Genomic DNA, 18,420 nt, shown 5'->3' on the forward strand with positions numbered 1-18,420 from the left:
TACTACTTGCACGTCATGAGTGATGACGAGCTGGATGATTTCCATATCAATGATCTTGGCTGCCGCGCCAAGCTGTTTGATGCGATGAAGGCTGACTTCGACCGCTTCGGGCTAGAGAGCCAACAAAGAGCGCTAGATGCTATTGAGTTCATCTCGTCATCGGGCGCTATCGAAAAGTATTGGCGCGCGGTGGTACCTCATGAGGTACCTCTAGATGAAGTGGAAGACAAGCCGGGTTACTTGCGATCGCTTTACGCAAAACTAACGGGGCGCGTGCCGTCGCCAAGAGACTTCGGGTCTGATGTGGAAATAGTTTATGGTCGTCACAACATTGATGTCCGCCTTTAACACGCGGATCATGTTAGTAGCTCGGATGTGTCTGAGACCTGCTGGGTTCGAGCCATTTGTATCGCGGGCCGCATGGCATCGATACCAGGCAATAGAAATCCGATGTGCAGTTTCAGTTGGGCGCAGTTCAGATCACCACCACTCACCCCAATCACCTCGACGGAGGTTGTACCTGATTGCGGCCCCCAGGGACTGACGGTGCATGAAGGGCTTCTTGCCCGGCCGGCCACGAATCAGTGCAAGCCTGGCGTCATTGCCGGCTGCATCAGCGCCGCGAGGGCGCGTGGCCATGCGGCCGTTAGCGCCGTGCGCGCGGCAGCGCCACCGGCGCCAGCGTGGCCTTGAGCCTGCTCGGCGCATCAGGCTCGGCTGCAACATCGACTTCCAGCGCGCGCTCGACATTGCCGATGTGCTCCAGCATCAGCCGCCGCGCCCCGGCGGTGTCGCCGGCCTCAAGGGCCGCGACGATGGCGCCGTGCTCCGAGCAAGACTGCCCCGCCTCGTGCTTCGACTGGTAGAGCGTGGCCGCCAGCGTGGTGCGCGCCGTGAGGTCGCGCAGCACGTCGACCAGCAACTGGTGCCCCATCTGCTCGGCCAGGCAGACATGGAAGTCGGCCAGCAGGAAGGCGCGCGTTGCGGCATCGGCGCCTTCGATGGCGCGCTGTTCGTCGGCGATGTGGTCGCGCAGCTTGCGGATCACCTTCGACAGCGGGCGCCCCTCGCTCGCTTCGAGGATGCCGGCCTCGACGATGCGCCGCGCCGAGAAGGCATCGCGCGCCTCTTCGGCCGAGGGCTCCACCACGTACCAGCCGCGGCGCGACTGCACTTCGACGAAACCGCGCGCCTGCAGCTGCATCAGCGCCTCGCGCACCATCGTGCGGCTCACCGAGAAGTTCTCGGCCAGCGCCTGCTCGCCGAGCCGCTCGCCCGGTGCGAGCTTCTGCGCGAGGATGGCCTCGACGACGCGTTCGGCAATGACGGTGGGGCTGACGTCGGCGGGCATGTTTCTTTTCTTTTTCTTCTTCAGTGGGCGCTCGAAGCGGTGGTGGTGCCGGTATTTACCACGGGCTCGGCCAGCGGCTCGTCGTCAGGCGAGTAGCGGCCGTCGAGCACCGCGTGTGCGCGCTCGCGATCGATGTCGCCTTCCCAGGCGGCGATGGCAACGGTCGCCACGCAGTTGCCGATCAGGTTGCCCAGTGCGCGGGCGATGCCCATGAACCAGTCGACCGACAGCACCAGCACCAGCCCGATGGCGGGAATCGCCGGAATGGCGTGCAGCGTGGCGGCCAGCACCACGATGGCCGAGCCCGGCACGCCGTGCGCACCCTTGGACGTGACCAGTGCGATTGCCAGGATCGTCATCAGGTCAGTCATCGAGATCGGCGTGTTGGTGGCCTGCGCGATGAACACGGCCGCCAGCGTGATGTAGATGGAGAACGCGTCGAGGTTGAACGAGTAGCCCGTGGGAATCACCAGGCCGACCGTCGAATCGCGGATGCCCATGCGGCGCAGCTTGGCCATGATCTGCGGCAGCACGCTGTCCGACGAGGTGGTGGCGAAGACGATGGTGAGCTCTTCGCGCAGGTAGCGCAGCAGCTTGATCAGGCTGAAGCCTGACATGCGCATCACCAGCCCGAGCACCACGAACACGAAGATCAGCACCGCGCCGTAGAAGAGCGCAACCAGCATGCCCAGCTGCTTGAGCGAGCCGATGCCGTACTGCCCGACCGTGAACGCGATGGCGCCCAGCACGCCCAGCGGCGCCAGCTTGATGATGATCCCCATGATCTTGAACAGCACCAGCGAGAGCGCATCGACCACCACGGCCACCGGCTTGCCGCGCTCGCCCAGCAGCGTGAGCGCGCAGCCGAACAGCACCGCGAACAGCAGCACCTGCAGCACGTCGCCGGTGGCGAAGGCATTGACCACCGTGGTTGGAATGAGCTTCATCAGGAACTCGACCGTGCCGCCGCTCGTGAGCTTGTCGGCGTTCGAGGCATAGGCGCTCATCGCGGCCGGGTCGAGCTTCGACGGGTCGACGTTCATGCCCGCGCCGGGCTGGAACACGAAGGCCAGCACCAGGCCCATCGCCAGCGCGATGGTGGTCAGCACCTCGAAGTAGATGAGCGACTTCACACCCACCCGGCCCACGCGCTTCAGGTCTCCCGCGCCGGCAATGCCATGCACCACCACGCAGAACACCAGCACCGGGATGATCATCTTGATCAGCTTGATGAACCCGTCACCCAGCGGCTTGAGCTTGACGGCGTACTCGGGCGCGAAGAGCCCCGCGAGCACGCCGAGCACCAGCGCGATGACCACCTGACCGAAAAGCGATTTGGCGAAGCGAGGCATGGAGTCTCCTGTCTGTCTTGTCTAGGTTTTGCATGCAAGCAACGCCTTGTCTTGCATACAAGAAATGTAGGCAAGAAGACTTTGGGGAGGTCAGAGGGTATTCCCGGGCCTATGCGGAAGGAGGCGGGGGCGCGGTGGTAACCGTCGCCTGAGCCTGTTCCGCATCGCAGCGTTTCTTGAACTCGGCGTGGAGCTCCAGGAAGTGTTCCAGGACGTGCTTGTCGAGATCGTGTCGAGCCTTGATCCATGCCTCGACCGCCGGGTTCTTCTTCGCATCGATGAAGTACGCCCACCAGTAGTTGTAGACCAGCTCTTTGTCGAAGGCTTTCTTCTTGACCAGTAGAGCCACGGTATCGAGCATGCCCAGCATGCTCTTTGCCGCATCGTCAAAGTCCTGGCCTTCGGCAACAGCCTTTTGCACGAGCTTCCAGTCAGCCATCAGCCCGGCGGTCCGCTTCTCGAGAAATCCGACGGTTTCCCGGTAGCGGGCGGACTTCGTATCCGCGTAGAGCTTCCAGATGAATGTGCATATGCCTGCGACCAGCGCCAGCAGCGAAAGCCAGTCGCGAAACGCAACGCCATTCTGCTGCGTCATCTGCTGGGCACACGCCGAGAGAATTTCGTTCATGCCTTGTGCTCCTTCGTCGTGAAAGCAGGCCATGGAGGCCGTCCCGAGTCTGTGCTTTCTCGACGGATGCAGCATCCCTCGAATGCGGGAGGCGCCTGTTCGGCACGTTGCGGCGGCATGGCCGCCGTGCCGCGCCGTGCCGAAGACGCGGCCCCGGACGGGCAGGTCCGTTCCGGGGGGGGCTTGCGAGGAAATCAGAGGGTATTTCCGGGCCCTCTGTCGCCCGGTTTGCAGGGGTGCTCTGTCCGGGCGCTTGCTTACTTGTCGTGATGCAGGTACGTCGCCTGCTTCGGCAGCAGCAGGCTGACGAGGAAGGCCACTCCCATCATTCCCGTCACGTACCAGTAGAAGTACGACTCGTGCCCGATCGACTTCAGTCCCAGCGCCACGTATTCCGCGCTGCCGCCGAAGATGGCATTGCCCACCGCGTAAGACAGGCCCACGCCCAGCGCACGAATCTCGGGCGGGAACATCTCGGCCTTAACGATGCCGCTGATCGAGGTGTAGAAGCTCACTACCGCCAGCGCGAGCGTGATCAACATGCCGGCCACAAGCGGGCTGCTCACGCTCTGCAGGTTGCTCAGCACCGGCACCGTCATCAGCGCGCCCAGTGCGCCGAACAGCAGCATGTTGGTGCGGCGGCCGATGCGGTCCGACAGCGCGCCGAACAATGGCTGCATGCACATGTAGATGAACAGGCAGGCCGTCATCACGTTGCTGGCAGTCTTGATCGACATGCCAGCCGAGTTCACCAGGTACTTCTGCATGTAGGTGGTGAACGTGTAGAAGATCAGCGAGCCGCCGGCCGTGTAACCCAGCACCACGAAGAAGGCGCGCTTGTGGTTCGTGAACAGCTCGCGCATCGTGCCCGCGCCCTTGGCGGCGCGTGTCTTGGTGCTCGCGGTTTCGGTCAGCGTGCGGCGCAGCATGAGTGCGACCACCGCGGCGATGGCGCCGATGACGAACGGAATGCGCCAGCCCCAGCTCTTGAGTTCGGCTTCGTCGAGCACCTGCTGCAGCACCACCACGACAACCACTGCCAGCAATTGGCCGCCGATCAGCGTGACGTACTGGAACGACGAGAAGAAGCCGCGCTGGCCGCGCATCGCCACTTCGCTCATGTAGGTGGCGGTGGTGCCGTACTCGCCGCCGACCGACAGGCCCTGCAGCAGCCGCGCGGCCAGAAGCAGCGCGGGCGCAGCGGCGCCGATCTGTGCGTAGGTCGGCAGGCAGGCGATGACCAGCGAGCCCACGCACATCATGACGACCGAAGTCACCATGGAAGTCTTGCGACCCTTGCGGTCAGCCAGGCGGCCGAACAGCCAGCCGCCGATCGGGCGCATGAGAAAGCCGGCAGCGAACACGCCAGCGGTGTTCAGCAGTTGCACGGTGGGGTCGGACTTGGGGAAGAACGCCGGCGCGAAATAGATGGCGCAGAAAGCGTAGACGTAGAAGTCGAACCACTCCACCAGGTTGCCGGACGAGGCGGCAAAGATGGCGAAGATGCGCTTGCGCTTTTCTTCGAAGGTGTACGGGGTGTTGTTGGCGGTGGTCGCGTCGGGGCTGGAGGCGCCGGCGGTCGCACTGCTTGCGATGGCGGTCATGAAAAGGGGTCCTTGCTTGTCTCTTGCTGCGGCCCGCCGCAAAGCCGCGCGAAGCCGTCCCGCCGAGTCTGTCCGGCCGCCGCCGGACTGTCGTCCGTAGCCTGCCGCCGGGCGGCTACGTATCGGTACGCAAGGGTAAATACCTAGAATGGGGCCGCAAGCAAGCGGATTCGCAATGGAGGTCGATGATGGAAGAGCAAAACATCCGGACGGCTATCGACCGACATTGGGCTGCGTCTGCTGCAGGCGACCAGGTCGTCGAGCATGAGATCTATCACGACGACGCTGTTTGTGTGTACCCGCAGTCAGGCGAGGTCATCCACGGCCGTCACAACCTGCAAGCACTTCGCAGCCATCACCCTGGCAAGCCGTCGGGGTTTGCGGTCCGGCGCGTCGTGGGGGAGGGCAGTCTCTGGATCACCGAGTATGCGATCGACTACGAGGGCAAGAACGCCTCTACCGTGAGCATCATGGAGTTCCGGGATGGAAAGGTGTCGCGCGAGACTCAATACTTTGCCGACCCCTTCGACGCCCCCGCCTGGCGCGCCCAGTGGGTCGAACGGGCAGTGTGATCACGCACAAGCTGAATGTTCAAATTCAGGAGACACAGCGCCCCGCCAGAAGGAGTTTTCCCCGCCATGACCTGGTCATTGTTCTACCGCTTCGACAACGAGGTGCCCACCGACTTCCACGAATTGCGCCAGTTCGGCAGCTCACTGTGGGCCGCGAATGGCAAGGTGAAAACCATGGGGCGCTCCAGCGTCGCCGAGTTTGCCAGTCCGCAGGCCGCGAAGGACGCCCTCGTTCAGCGCAGCAGCGAGATCGAGGCCCAGGGCTACAAGCGGGTACGCCAGGGCACGCACGACCCGGCTCGCATCGACTTCCCCCTGCTCACCGCCGAGATTCGCGATGGAGCCCGCCGCGCCTTCCAGGCCATTCGCGCGGCCCACCCCGACGAAACCATCCGCCTGTTCGCGCTGGGCAGTGACGACAGCGCGATGACCATCATCCACGCCGCCGGCGTTCTTGCGCTGGGCGAGCCCGGCGACATGGACGACGAAAGCGAGATCTGGTGCTCCGCCGAGTGGCCCCACTCAGAGGGTGACGAGTTTCTCGACATCGCCTATCGCATGATCCTGTCCTGCCACCGCAACGACTTGCCCTGCAGTGTTGAATTCGACGTTTTGCACGCGGGCCTCTTCGAAGCCTGCGTCGCCGCGATGGAACAACTTGATCGCGAAGGATTTTTTGGTACTGGCGCCGTGCGTGAAGAGGTTGTGCTGTTGTGCCAAAGCGAAGGCGCTGAGGACATGGAAGGGTCGATTGCCCGGCTCAATACTCCGCGTGTGGTGGGACGGCTTGAACGCTGGATCAGGCTCTGCGAGTGAGTTCTGATGGGGATGGTCTTGGCGGGTTAACGGTCAGCGGAAACGTCGACTGAGTGACCGCTTTGCGAAATTTCCATGGCTGCTCAGGGCCCGTTCCTGTCCTTCGATCTCGGGAGTTCAACGCTCGAAAGCGGGCATACGACTAATCACCAAAAGCTCTCGTGTATCAAGGGAGGAACTTCTATGTCGTCGACCCTTGGTCAACTCTCCGAACGCTCCACTACCACCTCACTAAATTGCAGAACGGGTTGTATATCCGTGTAATTGGCTATGTCGCCCCTGATCTCCTGCGCGTGCGGGCCGCGGGCTGCCTGGAATGCTTCGACAGAAGTGCAGACGAAGTCGCACTTGGCCACGTAAACAGGGTCGGTGCCCGGAGCACCACCTGCGATGCCCTTGTCCACCGTGTAGTACAGACATGCAGCGCCGAGCAGCTGTTTCATCATTGGCATATGCCTCTCGCGGTAGTAAGCATGATCGAATCGCGCGCCTGCGGCGTACGGGTACATGACACTGACTTTGATCATCGGGTTTTCTCCTGTTGTTGCACGGTAGTCGAGGCGTCGCCTCCGGGCGCACTCAGTCCATGGTTATGAATAGAACCTGCGCGGCACCTGTCATCGGTGCTTTGATAAGGAGTTCAGAGTGTGGTCGCGGTCTGCCACCCTCGGCCAGCCACTGTTCACGAATGTGAACGCTATTTGAGGGCGACAGCCGCGACCGCGTCGGCGATCTTTGCGCCCGTCGATCGAAGAGCCTGCAGTACGGCCTCCTGGCGCAGTTCGTCGAAGCGGCTCTCCGGCAACGTGATGCCCAGCGCAGCAATGGCTCGGCCGTGCACGTCCAGCACGGGCACAGAAACGCCTACCAAGCCCGCAGTAAATTCACCCCACGACCACGCAACGCCTTCGTCACGCACCACCCGCAATTGCCGCCGCAGCACGCCGACGGAACGGATCGTTTTCTCCGTACGCGGTTGCAGCGACACCTTGCGCAAGTAGGTCTCTCGCTCCGCCGCTGGCTGCCAGGCCAGCAGGATCTTTCCACCAGACGTGGCGTACAGCGGCATGAGGACCCCGACGTGGGTCGTGTACAGGACGGCGCGGGGTGTTGCAGAGGCGGCGATGCGCTCTGCCATATCGTCGCGCCGCACTACCAGCATGCTCGATTCACCGGTGACCCGCACCAAGCCGTCCAACCAAGGCTGGCTGAGACTGACCAAGTCACGGTGGTGTGCGCCGCGCCTGGCCAGGTCGTACGCTCGCTCGCCAAGGCGATAGTCTTGCGTGCGCTCCAAATATTCGACATAGCCGCGGGTTATCAGGTTGCGCAGGAGCGCCGTGAGGCTACCTTTGGGTATCGCGGTGCGGCGCGAGAGTTCTCCGTGGTTCATGGCCCGGCCCGTGCCCGCCAGCAGCTCGAGGAGGTCGAACACGCGATCGGCCGATTTGACGCTGGATGGTCGACGAGCAGCGGATGCCGCCAGTTGCGTTCCGGCGAGAGTATTGGGCCTTCTCGTCTGACGTGCGGGCATGTAGTTACAACAACGGCTGCGGGCGAGCACAAAGCCTACCCTAAACGGACATCTCCAAAGGACGGCTCCTGGCCGACTGTAGCCGAAGGGCGGTCGGTGCTGCAGGGCCATTGCTGTCATCAGACTGGCCGCCGGACCTCCGCTTCGCAGCGGTTGCTGCCGGTGATGTCGGCCTCCTGAGTTCACGGTCTTGACCACGCAGCGGCCATTCATGCGCCAGTGTCATCTCGACCCAGTGGCCGGTTTTAAGTACTGCTGACCTTGCTGCTCAGCCGGTACGTTCACGACGCCTGCACGTCTGCTGACCTCGGTCAATTCGGCGTGAACTTGCTTGCGGCTTAAAGAACCCTCAGCACCTCAAACTGCTGTTGGATTGGAGCGACCTGTATCGACACCTCATCACCCTCGAATTTGCCCAGCATTGCCCTACCCAAAGGGGCTTCGCTACTGATGACCTGAACAAGCTGAGTGCCGCTGACCAACTTCATGCTGCCCCCATCCGGGCCGAGAAAGAGCTGTTGCTGCTTGTCGTCGGAGTCGACTAGGCAGACCAGCGAGCCGAGCTGTATGCCTTTGATGGCGTCGTAGGGACGCGGGCGGAATCGGCGCCAATTGGCCATCGCCTGGCGTATGGCTTCGGCGCGCCGAGCTTGGCCGGTGGCCAGGTAGGCGGCTTCGAGTCCCAATGTGTCGTACTTGTTTTCGGCGATGTTTTCTTCGTGAGTCGCCGTTTCATGGGCTGCCCGCACTGCCTGTTCGGCTTGCAGCAGGTCTTCGGCGAGCCGTTCCAGCACCTGCTGTTGCAGCAAGAATTTATCCATGACGAAAGGTCGGCATCTCGAACAAGCGGGGGCAGGTTTTGATTATGAAGGGCTCCAGAAGCCTTCGACGCCTCTGTTGGCTGCAGGTTAACTTCAGCTGTGGGCCCTTGCCGTCACTCGGACGTCGCGAGAGCTGCCGTTCGATGCTTGCGTCCAACGCCATGGACCGTCATGGTTTGACAGCCTCTTCGCGCTTTTTATCAATAACCGCCTTGGCCTCTGAGTTCAAGTAGTTGACCCAAATTTCTAGGGCGTTCTGATCTCCTCGCCCCATGCCGCCAGATTTTAGAAAGAGTTGTCCCTTGTACTCGAATGCTTGACGAGTTATGACTGCTGGGTGTGCTGGATGGCCCGGCTTCGTTACCAAGAAAACTCTCGATTGCTTGTTGTCGATGAACTGAAGGACTTCCCCTCGGTCGATCTCCTCGAACCCCGTCTCGGTCCGGAACATCTTCACTATGTCAGCGTGTTCCTTTTCATACGCTGCTCTTTTTTCTTCCGATGGCTGTGCCATTGCTGAAACGCTTACGACCAGGCATAAAACCAGCGCAATTGCTCGGTGCATGCGACTCCCTTCTCAAAGTCAATGTTCAGCTTGAACGAATGGCAGTTCTTGGCTGTTCTGCCGAAGCAGCGACCGACCGGTTCTGGCCGAGTGCCGCAGTTTCCGGCGATCTCCTGCAACCGCATTCTGCGTCCAAGGTGGCCGAACGCATTGCCCCTAAATCGGTGACTGAAAGCAGGGGCTCAGCCCCATGTAACGAGCTTCTCTACACCTCTATGCACGTCCAAGAAGACGTCCGAGTATGGGGAAATCTCGGAGTGCTCCGAACCCGGATCACAGCGGACTTGGCAATCCAGTGCGCCGGAGAGGAATCGTGCGAAATCGACATGGGAGCGCCATGGGGTGGCACCGCGAAGCCATACACTGAGGAACTCGTTCTCGCTGGGCATAACCACGAGCGTAGCGTTCTCAGATGTGTAGATTCTTACGTCGAGGCTGTTATTGGAATGCGGAACCAGGCCACCCAGCGTCGACGATAAGAGAGCGATCAATGGTGCTTCATCGGTCGCGCGAATGAATGCTTCAATGTCGGTCTCGTTCATGTTGTCCATGGCACTCTGGTTTGCGACTGGAGATTAATAGTGAGCGACTGCTTGTGGCCGACTGTAGTCGAAGCGAGGCCGACGCCATCGGACCCTGAGCGGACCTCCGCCATGGCTCAAACAGCCTTCTCTCAGAACTGAAAGAATTTCCCTCGCCTTGATGCCTGCCAGAGCAGGTGCTGGCTGCGGACTCGTCCGCATCGGAAGACTTGACGAGACTCAGCCCAGGGCCTGTCGGGCGATACGTGCTACGGCCAGTTCGTTGTCAGCCTCGTCGCGCTCTCCGTCCTCCAGAAACCAGGCGGCCGACAACGCGGCATGGGCCATCACCCACTGGAGCAGGCGGCGGCGTTCCAGCCCAGCGACGTTGACGACGATGTCGACTTGCTGCGCAAAGCGCGACGGGTCGGTGCAGGCCTTCAAATCGGGGTTGCACAGAACGTTGACGTAGTCGTAGCAACGCTCGCCGGTCACGCGCTTGGGATCGATTGCTAGCCAGCCGCGCGCGCCGAAATCAAGGATGTTGCTATGGTGCGCATCGCCGTGCAGCACGACGTGCTCACGCTGCGTGCCCAACAGCTCATCTGCCACCACTGCACATTCGGCCATCAGGCCGCCTTCACGCCGCGCCATCGGCGCCAGCGATTCGAAGAAGCACGTCAGCGGTAGCAGTCCATTTGGCGCCGGTAAGGGCCGCTTCGCATGCAGCCGGCCGATGGTGCGGCAGACGATGCTTGTGGCAGCGTCGTCATCACCTTCTAGAGCCATTTTCAGCAGATGACCCGCGCCGGTAGCACGCTCCATCAGCAGTACGCCCGCGTTCTCATCGAGGGCATACACGCGCGCAGCGCCATCGCCGTCCCACCAGCGCATCACTTGACCGCCGACCCGCTCGTCAATATGCCGCGCGATCTTGATCATCCCGGCGCGACCGTCCGGATGTCCATCGAGACGGACCGGTAGTAGGTGGCCGGCGTGGGTTGCAAAGGGCTCGCCGTCAGGCTGCGCGTTCCAGCTTTGGAGGTAGGAATCGAAGAGTGTCAGGTTGGACATGCGGCTAATTTCACGTGGCCATCGATTCTCGAGGGTCTTCGTTGATGACATCGAATGCCCGCTCATGGCCGAACTGTGCCACAGCGCATAGGTTGGGCCCGATGCTCGACTACCCGCGCTGCTCTTCTATCAAGAGTTTCTCGTAGAGCGTCCTGTGCAGTTCTCGCGGCGAGGGGTGAATATCAACATCGAACAGGTCATATGGAACCGTCGGGAGCGAGCCGATGCCGATTCCTTGCATCCAGGACCGCACCTCTTCGAATAGACCGCCTCCGCCTGCGGTCAAAATTGCACCGGCCAAATTGGTGGTGCCGCAGAAGTCAAACTGACCCTCGTTGTCTAAGCGGACGATTGGCGCCTGCGAGACGTTGATATCGGCTTGCCCGCGCCAGTAGCCGAAGTAGTTCCGCTCCTCGTCCGCAGCCACAAAATCAATAGAGGCGCAGACCTCGGCAATCGCCTTCACGTTGGCTCGAATACCTGGATTGGCCCATTCGCTTTCCCTGAGATAGCTTGTGTCAAGCCAGGGCGCCCAACTTGATGAGCTATCAAAAGCGAACCCAGTTTGACGTACCAATGCGTCCCGGTGCCCCAACAGAATCGCAAGGTCTGGCGGTGGTGCCTCGCCGCGAAGTCGGTGTATCGAGAATGCGGTCAGGAAGTCTGCGTTTTCAATCATGGCTCTTTGTATGTAGGACCGGAGGCTCGGTTGTGGCGCCGAAGGTCTGCTTACAGGCGAGTTGAGGGCCCGCGGCGAACGGCCGGCTCTGGCCGACTGTAGCCGGTTGGCATGACGTCGAAAGGCGCTCCAAGCAGACAAGCCGCATGGTCCAAGTAGCGAGTACGAGCAGCTCACCTTGAGCTTCAGTGGGAATGCCGTCCAAGCCGCTGGCGTATTGAGTACCCCGACGGCAACGAGAGAGATGCCGGTCTGCGGGCTGGCTGCTTGATACGCCCTGCAACGAGATGTCCCGAAGACATATGCCCTTCTGCCTATGCCTTTCTATTTGCGCGGCAATTGAACCTCTGCGTCACGAGCGTCAGCGCCCAACCTAACCGGTAGTGAGCAACGAGAGATCGGCTTGATCGCCCATCAGTTCGATCAGGGCCTGTGCGGCTCCTCGGTGGAGACATGCTTGATTTCAATGCCGTCCTGCTGATTAAGGCGTTTCATCCAAAGGTGCAGGATGGTGCCGATATGGGGAAACGTCGCGCGATGTTGTGAAGCCCGAACCTCCTACCGATGGCAGAAGTTGCTCATGGCAGAGCCGCGGATCTCATGACTTTGGTCATTTCAGGTTCGCAGCCATCCGCACTAAGATGCCCGGACCATGGCTACTGCCACATCCCTGCCGCTGCATGCCGCGCCATTGCGTAGCGAGGCCAGCGTTGCCATACCGGCGCGGGGCATCCTGGTGGTCGACGACCACGAGTTGGTGCGCCTGGGCCTGAGGGCGCTGCTGCTGGCGGAAACCGGCAGCGTGCCGGTGCACGAGGCACGCTCCCTGGCCGACGCGTTGCGCTTGTACGAGTTCCATCTCACGTCGCATCTCCTGGTGCTGCTCGATCTCGATCTGCCCGACTCCCAGGGGCTGGATACCCTGGTGCGTTTCAGGCGCGCCTTTCCTGCATCGCGCGTGGTCGTGCTATCGGGCAAGGACAGCCATGCGTTGATGCAAGGGGTGATGGCGCTCGGGGCGCAGGCCTTTCTTCCCAAGACAGGTCACTTGGGCGAGGTGTTGCGCTACGTGAGGGACAACGATCTGGTCGCTCTGCCAGCCTCGCCGTCCACGACCCCTGTCGCCGTCCGCACGACTGCGGTAACGGCGACGACTGAGTTGCAGCCGCAGCTCAATGCGCGCCAGGTCGAAATCCTCGACTGGCTGCTGGCCGGCAAGTCGAACAAAGAGATTGCACAGCTGTCGCACCTGACCGAGGGCACGGTCAAGAACCATGTGTCTACCCTGCTGTTGCTGTTCGGCGTGCGCTCGCGAGCCCAGCTCATCAGCAGTCTGAAGTGAGCCCTCCGCGCCGTGCGGCCTTCGACGTGGCGATGCCCCGCATGCCTGCGATGAATGACTTGCATCCGCCCGAGTTGGCCCAGCGGGTGCTGCGCGAACAGGTGGCCGCGGTCCATGCCAACGCGCCGGCAGCCTATCTCGCAGACTTCCTCACGGCACAGTCGCTGGGCATCGGCCTGTTCGTGGCCACGTGGCGCTGGCAAGTCCTGCTGTGGATGGCGCTGCACCTGGCATTGACGCTGCGGCGCGCTTATCGGCGCTATCGGCGCAGTCCCGATGCGGCCGCTCATCCCGAGTACTGGGCACGCTTCAATGCGCGCAACGTGCTGCTGCGCTCCTGCGTCTGGGGCCTGGCGCCGTGGCTGTGCGTTCCGCCGGGGCGCAACCTGGGGCTCTGGGTCATGGTCATCGTGATGATGATGGGCGGCTGCGCCGGCGGAGCACTGTCGCTGGCGGTTCTCAAGCGCAACATTCCACGCTTCATCGTGCCCAGCATGGCGAGCCTGACCTTGGCGCTGGCCTGGCGCGGCGACAGCACGCACCTGTTCCTGGCCACCGGCTGCCTGCTGTACCTGTGCGTCATGATCATGTTCGCGCTGCAGCATCATCGGCTGCTGACCGCTGCGCTGACCATGCGTTTCGAAAAGGAGGCGCTTGCCGAGCAGCTGAGCCATCAGATTGCCGCAACCCAGCGTGTCAGCGAGGAGAAGACGCGCTTTCTTGCCGCGGCGAGCCACGATCTGCGCCAGCCTCTGCACGCCATCGCATTGTTCGGAGCCGTCATTGAAAAGAAGCTCAAGGGCACCGAGGAATGGGATCACGCGGTGCGGTTGATGGATGCGGTCGGAACGCTCGGCGATTCGCTCGACATCCTGCTGGACATCTCGCGACTTGATGCCGGCGAGGTGGCGCCGCAGATTCGACCCGTGGAGCTCAATCCGCTGTTCCTCGCGCTCAACAATGTGTTCGTGGCGCAGGCGGCCGACCGGGATCTGCAACTGCGGCTGCGCGCCACGCCTTGCTGGGTGCTGAGTGATCCGCAGCTGTTGCAGCGGCTGCTGTCCAATCTCGTGGACAACGCGCTCAAGTACACGACGTGTGGCGGCGTGGTGGTGGCCGCCCGTGCACGCGGTCCGCTGGTGTGGATCGATGTGTGCGATACCGGCATCGGCATCGCGGAAGAGCACCTCGGCCGCATCTTCGACGAGTTCTACCAGATCGGTAATCCGGGGCGCGATCGAGCACAGGGACTGGGCATCGGCCTGTCCATCGTGCAGCGGCTCTCACGCCTGCTGGCGCACCCGCTGCAGGTGCGCTCGCGCCTGCATCACGGCAGTCGCTTTCGCCTGGTGCTTCCGGCGGTGACCGCCTCGGGTGTCGTGCCACTCGCTGCATGCCCGGGCGCTGCCTCGCCATTGCCGCAGCGCGTGCTGCTCATCGATGATGAAGCCGCGATCCGCCAGGCCGTTACCGGGCTGCTGCAGGCCCACGGCGTAGCCATCGACGCAGTGGCCAGCGAGGCCGAAGCCGAGGCCGTGCTGGTGCAAGCCGCACATGGAAGTGCCCCTGTCGAAGTTCTGTTGTGCGACGTGCGGCTGGCCGATGGTGCCGACGGACTGGCCGCGGCGCAGCGACTGAGCGCGCGCTTCGGCCCAAGCTTGCAGGTGCTGTTGATCACCGGGGAAACCGCGCCGCAGCGACAGCGGCAGATGCTCGACTCCGGGCTGCAGGTGCTACTCAAGCCGGTGGCTGCCGACAGGCTGCTGCAGGCCCTTGCATCGCTGGCGCGGCACGATACGACGCACGCTTGCATGCGCTCCTGAGCATCTTTTTTTGCTGCTCGGCGATGACCTTCGACACTAGATCGCAGGCGTTGCCGACCCTACCGTGGAGGCCTTCTCGTTCACTCCACTTGAAAAAAGGAAGGCCCATCATGAATACCACTCGTACAGTTTCCCGTGCATGGCGTGCACCCGCCGCGCTGCTGATGATGAACCTCGTGCTGGCCGCCTGCGGCGGTGGTGGGGGCGGAGGCGGCGGCTTCCCCGGCTTCGCTGTCGCTCCTGCACCTGCTCCTCAGGGAACGCAGACGCCGGCACCGACGCAGGAAGACACCGCGCCCTCCATCACGACACAGCCATCGGATACCACCATTGGCCAGGGCGTGACCGCCATGTTGAAGGTACAGGCTGTGCGTGCCACGACCTACCAGTGGCAGCGCAGCGTTGATGGCGGTGCCAACTGGACCGATGTTTCCGGCGCCACCAGCGACAGCTTCACCACAGCAGCCAATCAACTGGCCGACAGCGGCCAGCAGCTGCGCGTGCAAGTGACGGGCCCCAATGGCAGTGTGACCAGCCATGCCGCCACGCTGACGGTCAAACCCTGGGTCGCCAACGTGCTGGCGACCACCGGGGTGACATACAACCGTCCCTATCAACTCGTTCTGGATGCCAGCGGCGCGAACCTCTACGTGGCCATGGGAGGCAATGGTTCGGTCTACAGGATCGACACGGTCAGCGGCAGCGGCGCGGAAGTAACGCCGGGGACGACCATGAACACGCCGTATGGCCTGGCACTGGCCGCCGACGGTACCCTGTACGTGAGCGACCAGCATCGCATCAACAAGATCGCCCCCAACGCCACAACCTACAGCACCTGGGTGGGCAGTGGCACCAGCGGGTACGCCGACAGCCCGGCCGCTGCAATGTTCAACGACCCCGCCAGCATTGCGCTGGATGGCGCAGGCAACCTGTTCGTGGCAGACCTGGAAAACAAGCGCGTGCGCAAGGTCGCAGCCGATGGCACCACGAGCACGCTCGCGGGCGACGGCACGCAGGCCTACCTGGACGGGGTTGGCACAGCAGCCCAGTTTGCCCGTCCGCAGGGCCTGGCGATCAGCCGCGATGGCAGCACGCTGTACGACACGGACACCGACGGCACATGCTTGCGCAAGATCGATGTGGCCAGCGCCACAGTGAGCACGCTGCTGGGCGATTGCAACGGCAACGCTGTTTCCAATGTGGTCGACGGAACGGCCGCCACGCCGGCCAAGCTCGGCTATTCCTACGGCGTAACGGTGGATGCACATGACAACGTGTTCCTGACGCATGCCTGGGATGGCGTGGCGCGAGTGGTCACGCCTGCGGGCGAGATCAGCACACTGCGGGACAGCACCGGCGCGGCGATCATCTTCAATTTTCCGATTGGTGTGGCGGTCGCCAGCGACGGGACCATCTACGTGGGCGCATCCAACGGCAACCAGATCTTCAAGCTCACGCTGGCGCCCTGAGCGGTACGCAGGCAGGGATCTTCGGCTCGCACCACGCGAGCCGTTGATCTTGTCTGCCCGATGCGGCTTCGCACGCCCGCTTCGCCGCGGCTCAGGTGGCCTGCCGTTTTGGCCGAGCAGATTTTGGCGCCTCGCTTCGCGCCAGCCACAGTCCGCTCGCAACGATCAACGCCCCGCCGCCCAGCGTCCATGCGTCGGGCGCGGCCTGCCAGAACACCCAGTCCAGCACAAGCGCCCAGGCGAGGGCGCTGTATTCGAAGGGGGCGATGGCAGCGGCCTGGCCGTGACGGAAGGCCTCCGCGATAGCCATCTGGCCCAGAAAACCGCTGATGGCCAAACCCGCAAGCACCCACGTGTGCTGGGCCTGGATTGGCACCCATTGCGGTGCTGATAACAGGCTACCGCCGACAGCCATGCCGGCCGTGGTCCAGAAGACCAGCGCGGCGCTCGATTCGGTGCGGCTGATGAGCCGGCCCAGCATGTTCGACAGCGCATAGCAGACTGCGGCCACCAGGATCGCCAGAGCGCCCACCGAGAGGAAGGCCCCTTGCTCGGGTCGCAGTGCGATCACGACGCCTATGAAGCCCAGCCCGATGGCGATCCAGTGCCGCGGCTGGACCGACTCGCCCAGCATCGGCACGGCGATGAGCACCATCAGCAGCGGAGCGATGAAAGTGAGTGTGTAGGCCTCTGCCAGGCCAAGGGTCTTCAGGCCATAGACGAAGAGCACAAGCATCGTCATATTCAGCGCGGTGCGCAGCAGGTGCAGGCGCCAACGCAGCCGGCGGCTGAAAACGCCGGCTGCCTCGCGCCGCCAGGCGATGTACAGGCACACCAGGGGCAGGGCCGTGAGACCGCGCAGTGCCATCACCTGCACCGGCGGGTAATGCCCGGCCAGGTTCTTGAGCAGCGCGTCCATGCAGGCAAAGAAGGCGCAAGCCAACAGCATCGCGGCGATGCCGCGCAGGGTTCCGGTCGATTGCATGGTCGGGTTGTCTCGCGGCAGTGGCCGGGGAGGGGACTTGTTCTTGACCGCCTAGCATAGGCGCTGCGAACGTCTGGTCCTCGCCGCAAGTTACCATCAACTCGAGAGCAGCGCTGCGATGCAGCGACACTGAAACGGCATGGCCTTGGTGAAGTCCCCGGACCAGAAGACATCGCAAAGCCCGCTCCAGGTCAGTTCGATATGCCGCCGAGAAATGTCAGGTCTTGTTGTCAGCCCGGCTCTGCTTCAGCCGGCGAATCTCGGCGAGCTGGAACCTGAAGGCATCTACCGCTTCCTTGGCCTTGGGCTCCCAGGTGTCGGTCTTCATGTGCGCGAGAACCGCCTCCAGCGCATCGCCGAGTTGCCCAATCTGCCGTCCGTAGCTTCCGACGTCATCCAGAATCTGCTGCTCCAGAGCAGGGTCTGACGACTTGCCCATATTGATGTTGATGAACCCAAGCTGCCCATTGGCAATCTTGGTAAACCAAGTCCAGGGATTGATTTCCTGGCGCACATTGCCGGAGAGCGGCAAGTAAAAATTCGGCATCGGAGACCTCCTGCGCAACGCGACTGGCTGCTGCGATGAGGTCAAGCAAGAAGCTCGCCGAGCCACTTCCGGTCCTGCCATGTGCTCGCACACGGGCCTCCACTTGCTTCCAGTCGGGTCGCTACAGCGCGTGTTCCCGCAGAAACCGGTCCAACTGGTGGCTGTTCGCCAGCCCCAGCTTGGCGAACACGTGCGCGCGGTGGGTCTCTACCGTGCGCTGCTCCAGCGGCGCCAGCTCCAGGGCGATCTGCTTGTTGGGCTTGCCCTCGGCTACCAGCCGGGCCACCTGCATCTCGCGCGGCGTCAGCTTGTCCCACAGTGCCTGCGCGGCCTGGCGGGCCTGCCGGCGCGCGGCGATCTCGCCGGCTTGCTGCAAGGCTTTGGCGATGCTGTCGAGCAGGCGCTCGTCATTGCAGGGCTTTTCGAGCCAGCCGAAGGCGCCGTTCTGCACGGCTTCGACGGCCATGGGTATGTCGCCGTGGCCGGACAGGAAGATCACCACCAGCGGGCTGTCTTTTGCGCGCAGCGCATCGAAAACCTGCAGGCCGCTCACGCCGTCCATGCGCAGGTCCAGGATCACGCAGCCCGCGCGCTGCAAATCGGCGCCGGCCAGGAAGGCCTCGCCCGAGGCAAAGGTCTGCACCGCGTAGCCGCGCGACAGCAGCAGCAGGCCCAGCGAACGGCGCACGGCCTCGTCGTCGTCCACCACGCACAGGTTGTTGGCAAGAGCGCTCATG

20 protein-coding genes are annotated in these 18,420 nt (G+C 62.8%); 6 read left to right on the forward strand and 14 right to left on the reverse strand.

Features of this window, described 5'->3' with window-relative positions; all coding sequences use genetic code 11:
* The first annotated feature begins 15 nt into the window (after nt 1–15).
* On the forward strand, nt 16–348 hold the full coding sequence (locus ACSFCA_RS22680; RefSeq protein ID WP_258353513.1) for a hypothetical protein: 333 nt from the start codon (nt 16–18) through the stop codon (nt 346–348).
* Nucleotides 349–646: 298 nt separating this feature from the next.
* Here ACSFCA_RS22680 and ACSFCA_RS22685 read toward each other — a convergent pair whose 3' ends face one another.
* The 4 genes from ACSFCA_RS22685 to ACSFCA_RS22700 all read right to left on the reverse strand — a co-directional run bounded on the left by ACSFCA_RS22685 (nt 647) and on the right by ACSFCA_RS22700 (nt 4,935).
* Nucleotides 647–1,351 (reverse strand): GntR family transcriptional regulator, encoded by a 705-nt coding sequence (locus tag ACSFCA_RS22685; RefSeq protein WP_435461272.1) that lies wholly within the window; start codon nt 1,349–1,351, stop codon nt 647–649.
* 20 nt (nt 1,352–1,371) lie between these two features.
* Nucleotides 1,372–2,703 (reverse strand): C4-dicarboxylate transporter DctA, encoded by a 1,332-nt coding sequence (locus ACSFCA_RS22690; protein ID WP_435461273.1) that lies wholly within the window; start codon nt 2,701–2,703, stop codon nt 1,372–1,374.
* Nucleotides 2,704–2,812: 109 nt separating this feature from the next.
* Nucleotides 2,813–3,331 (reverse strand): DUF4760 domain-containing protein, encoded by a 519-nt coding sequence (locus tag ACSFCA_RS22695; protein ID WP_258353516.1) that lies wholly within the window; start codon nt 3,329–3,331, stop codon nt 2,813–2,815.
* 257 nt (nt 3,332–3,588) lie between these two features.
* Nucleotides 3,589–4,935 (reverse strand): MFS family transporter, encoded by a 1,347-nt coding sequence (locus ACSFCA_RS22700; RefSeq protein WP_435461274.1) that lies wholly within the window; start codon nt 4,933–4,935, stop codon nt 3,589–3,591.
* 188 nt (nt 4,936–5,123) lie between these two features.
* Between ACSFCA_RS22700 and ACSFCA_RS22705 the strand changes: the two genes are divergently transcribed.
* Both ACSFCA_RS22705 and ACSFCA_RS22710 read left to right on the forward strand, forming a co-directional pair.
* Nucleotides 5,124–5,507: a nuclear transport factor 2 family protein gene (locus ACSFCA_RS22705; protein WP_435461275.1), complete on the forward strand. Its 384-nt coding sequence runs from the start codon at nt 5,124–5,126 to the stop codon at nt 5,505–5,507.
* 66 nt (nt 5,508–5,573) lie between these two features.
* Nucleotides 5,574–6,323 (forward strand): DUF4303 domain-containing protein, encoded by a 750-nt coding sequence (locus tag ACSFCA_RS22710; RefSeq protein ID WP_435461276.1) that lies wholly within the window; start codon nt 5,574–5,576, stop codon nt 6,321–6,323.
* A gap of 200 nt (nt 6,324–6,523) precedes the next feature.
* On the opposite strand, the gene ACSFCA_RS22715 is transcribed toward ACSFCA_RS22710, so the two are convergent.
* The 7 genes from ACSFCA_RS22715 to ACSFCA_RS22745 form a co-directional block, all read right to left on the reverse strand.
* Nucleotides 6,524–6,850, reverse strand: a complete 327-nt coding sequence (locus ACSFCA_RS22715; RefSeq protein WP_258353520.1) for an EthD family reductase — start codon at nt 6,848–6,850, stop codon at nt 6,524–6,526.
* A gap of 170 nt (nt 6,851–7,020) precedes the next feature.
* Nucleotides 7,021–7,758, reverse strand: coding sequence for an IclR family transcriptional regulator (locus ACSFCA_RS22720; protein WP_435461277.1), 738 nt, complete (start codon nt 7,756–7,758; stop codon nt 7,021–7,023).
* A gap of 437 nt (nt 7,759–8,195) precedes the next feature.
* A complete protein-coding gene (locus ACSFCA_RS22725) occupies nt 8,196–8,678 on the reverse strand; it encodes a GreA/GreB family elongation factor (protein ID WP_258353522.1) in 483 nt (160 codons plus the stop codon).
* A gap of 169 nt (nt 8,679–8,847) precedes the next feature.
* The gene (locus tag ACSFCA_RS22730; RefSeq protein ID WP_435461278.1) at nt 8,848–9,243 is read right to left on the reverse strand and encodes a hypothetical protein; all 396 of its coding nucleotides are present in this window, start codon (nt 9,241–9,243) and stop codon (nt 8,848–8,850) included.
* Between the two features lie 182 nt (nt 9,244–9,425).
* Nucleotides 9,426–9,794: a hypothetical protein gene (locus ACSFCA_RS22735; RefSeq protein WP_435461279.1), complete on the reverse strand. Its 369-nt coding sequence runs from the start codon at nt 9,792–9,794 to the stop codon at nt 9,426–9,428.
* A 210-nt stretch (nt 9,795–10,004) separates the two neighbouring features.
* Nucleotides 10,005–10,838 carry an aminoglycoside phosphotransferase family protein gene (locus tag ACSFCA_RS22740; protein WP_435461280.1) on the reverse strand — a complete coding sequence of 278 codons (834 nt, stop codon included), beginning with the start codon at nt 10,836–10,838 and terminating at the stop codon, nt 10,005–10,007.
* Between the two features lie 109 nt (nt 10,839–10,947).
* Nucleotides 10,948–11,517 carry a hypothetical protein gene (locus ACSFCA_RS22745; RefSeq protein WP_435461281.1) on the reverse strand — a complete coding sequence of 190 codons (570 nt, stop codon included), beginning with the start codon at nt 11,515–11,517 and terminating at the stop codon, nt 10,948–10,950.
* 652 nt (nt 11,518–12,169) lie between these two features.
* On the opposite strand from ACSFCA_RS22745, the gene ACSFCA_RS22750 reads away from it, so the two are divergent.
* From ACSFCA_RS22750 to ACSFCA_RS22760, 3 genes are all read left to right on the forward strand, one after another.
* Nucleotides 12,170–12,859, forward strand: a complete 690-nt coding sequence (locus ACSFCA_RS22750; RefSeq protein WP_258353526.1) for a response regulator transcription factor — start codon at nt 12,170–12,172, stop codon at nt 12,857–12,859.
* A complete protein-coding gene (locus ACSFCA_RS22755; RefSeq protein WP_435461282.1) occupies nt 12,856–14,682 on the forward strand; it encodes an ATP-binding response regulator in 1,827 nt (608 codons plus the stop codon). Before ACSFCA_RS22750 ends, ACSFCA_RS22755 begins: the two co-directional genes overlap by 4 nt.
* Nucleotides 14,683–14,792: 110 nt before the next feature.
* Nucleotides 14,793–16,151 carry an SMP-30/gluconolactonase/LRE family protein gene (locus tag ACSFCA_RS22760; RefSeq protein WP_435461283.1) on the forward strand — a complete coding sequence of 453 codons (1,359 nt, stop codon included), beginning with the start codon at nt 14,793–14,795 and terminating at the stop codon, nt 16,149–16,151.
* Nucleotides 16,152–16,242: 91 nt separating this feature from the next.
* Here ACSFCA_RS22760 and ACSFCA_RS22765 read toward each other — a convergent pair whose 3' ends face one another.
* From ACSFCA_RS22765 to ACSFCA_RS22775, 3 genes are all read right to left on the reverse strand, one after another.
* Nucleotides 16,243–17,136 carry a DMT family transporter gene (locus ACSFCA_RS22765; protein WP_258353528.1) on the reverse strand — a complete coding sequence of 298 codons (894 nt, stop codon included), beginning with the start codon at nt 17,134–17,136 and terminating at the stop codon, nt 16,243–16,245.
* Nucleotides 17,137–17,353: 217 nt separating this feature from the next.
* The gene (locus ACSFCA_RS22770; protein ID WP_093058168.1) at nt 17,354–17,683 is read right to left on the reverse strand and encodes a hypothetical protein; all 330 of its coding nucleotides are present in this window, start codon (nt 17,681–17,683) and stop codon (nt 17,354–17,356) included.
* A gap of 121 nt (nt 17,684–17,804) precedes the next feature.
* Nucleotides 17,805–18,419: a response regulator transcription factor gene (locus tag ACSFCA_RS22775; protein ID WP_258355253.1), complete on the reverse strand. Its 615-nt coding sequence runs from the start codon at nt 18,417–18,419 to the stop codon at nt 17,805–17,807.
* Nucleotide 18,420 lies beyond the last annotated feature (1 nt).

It is taken from the genome of Variovorax multivorans, assembly GCF_051216835.1.
GTDB lineage: Bacteria > Pseudomonadota > Gammaproteobacteria > Burkholderiales > Burkholderiaceae_C > Variovorax.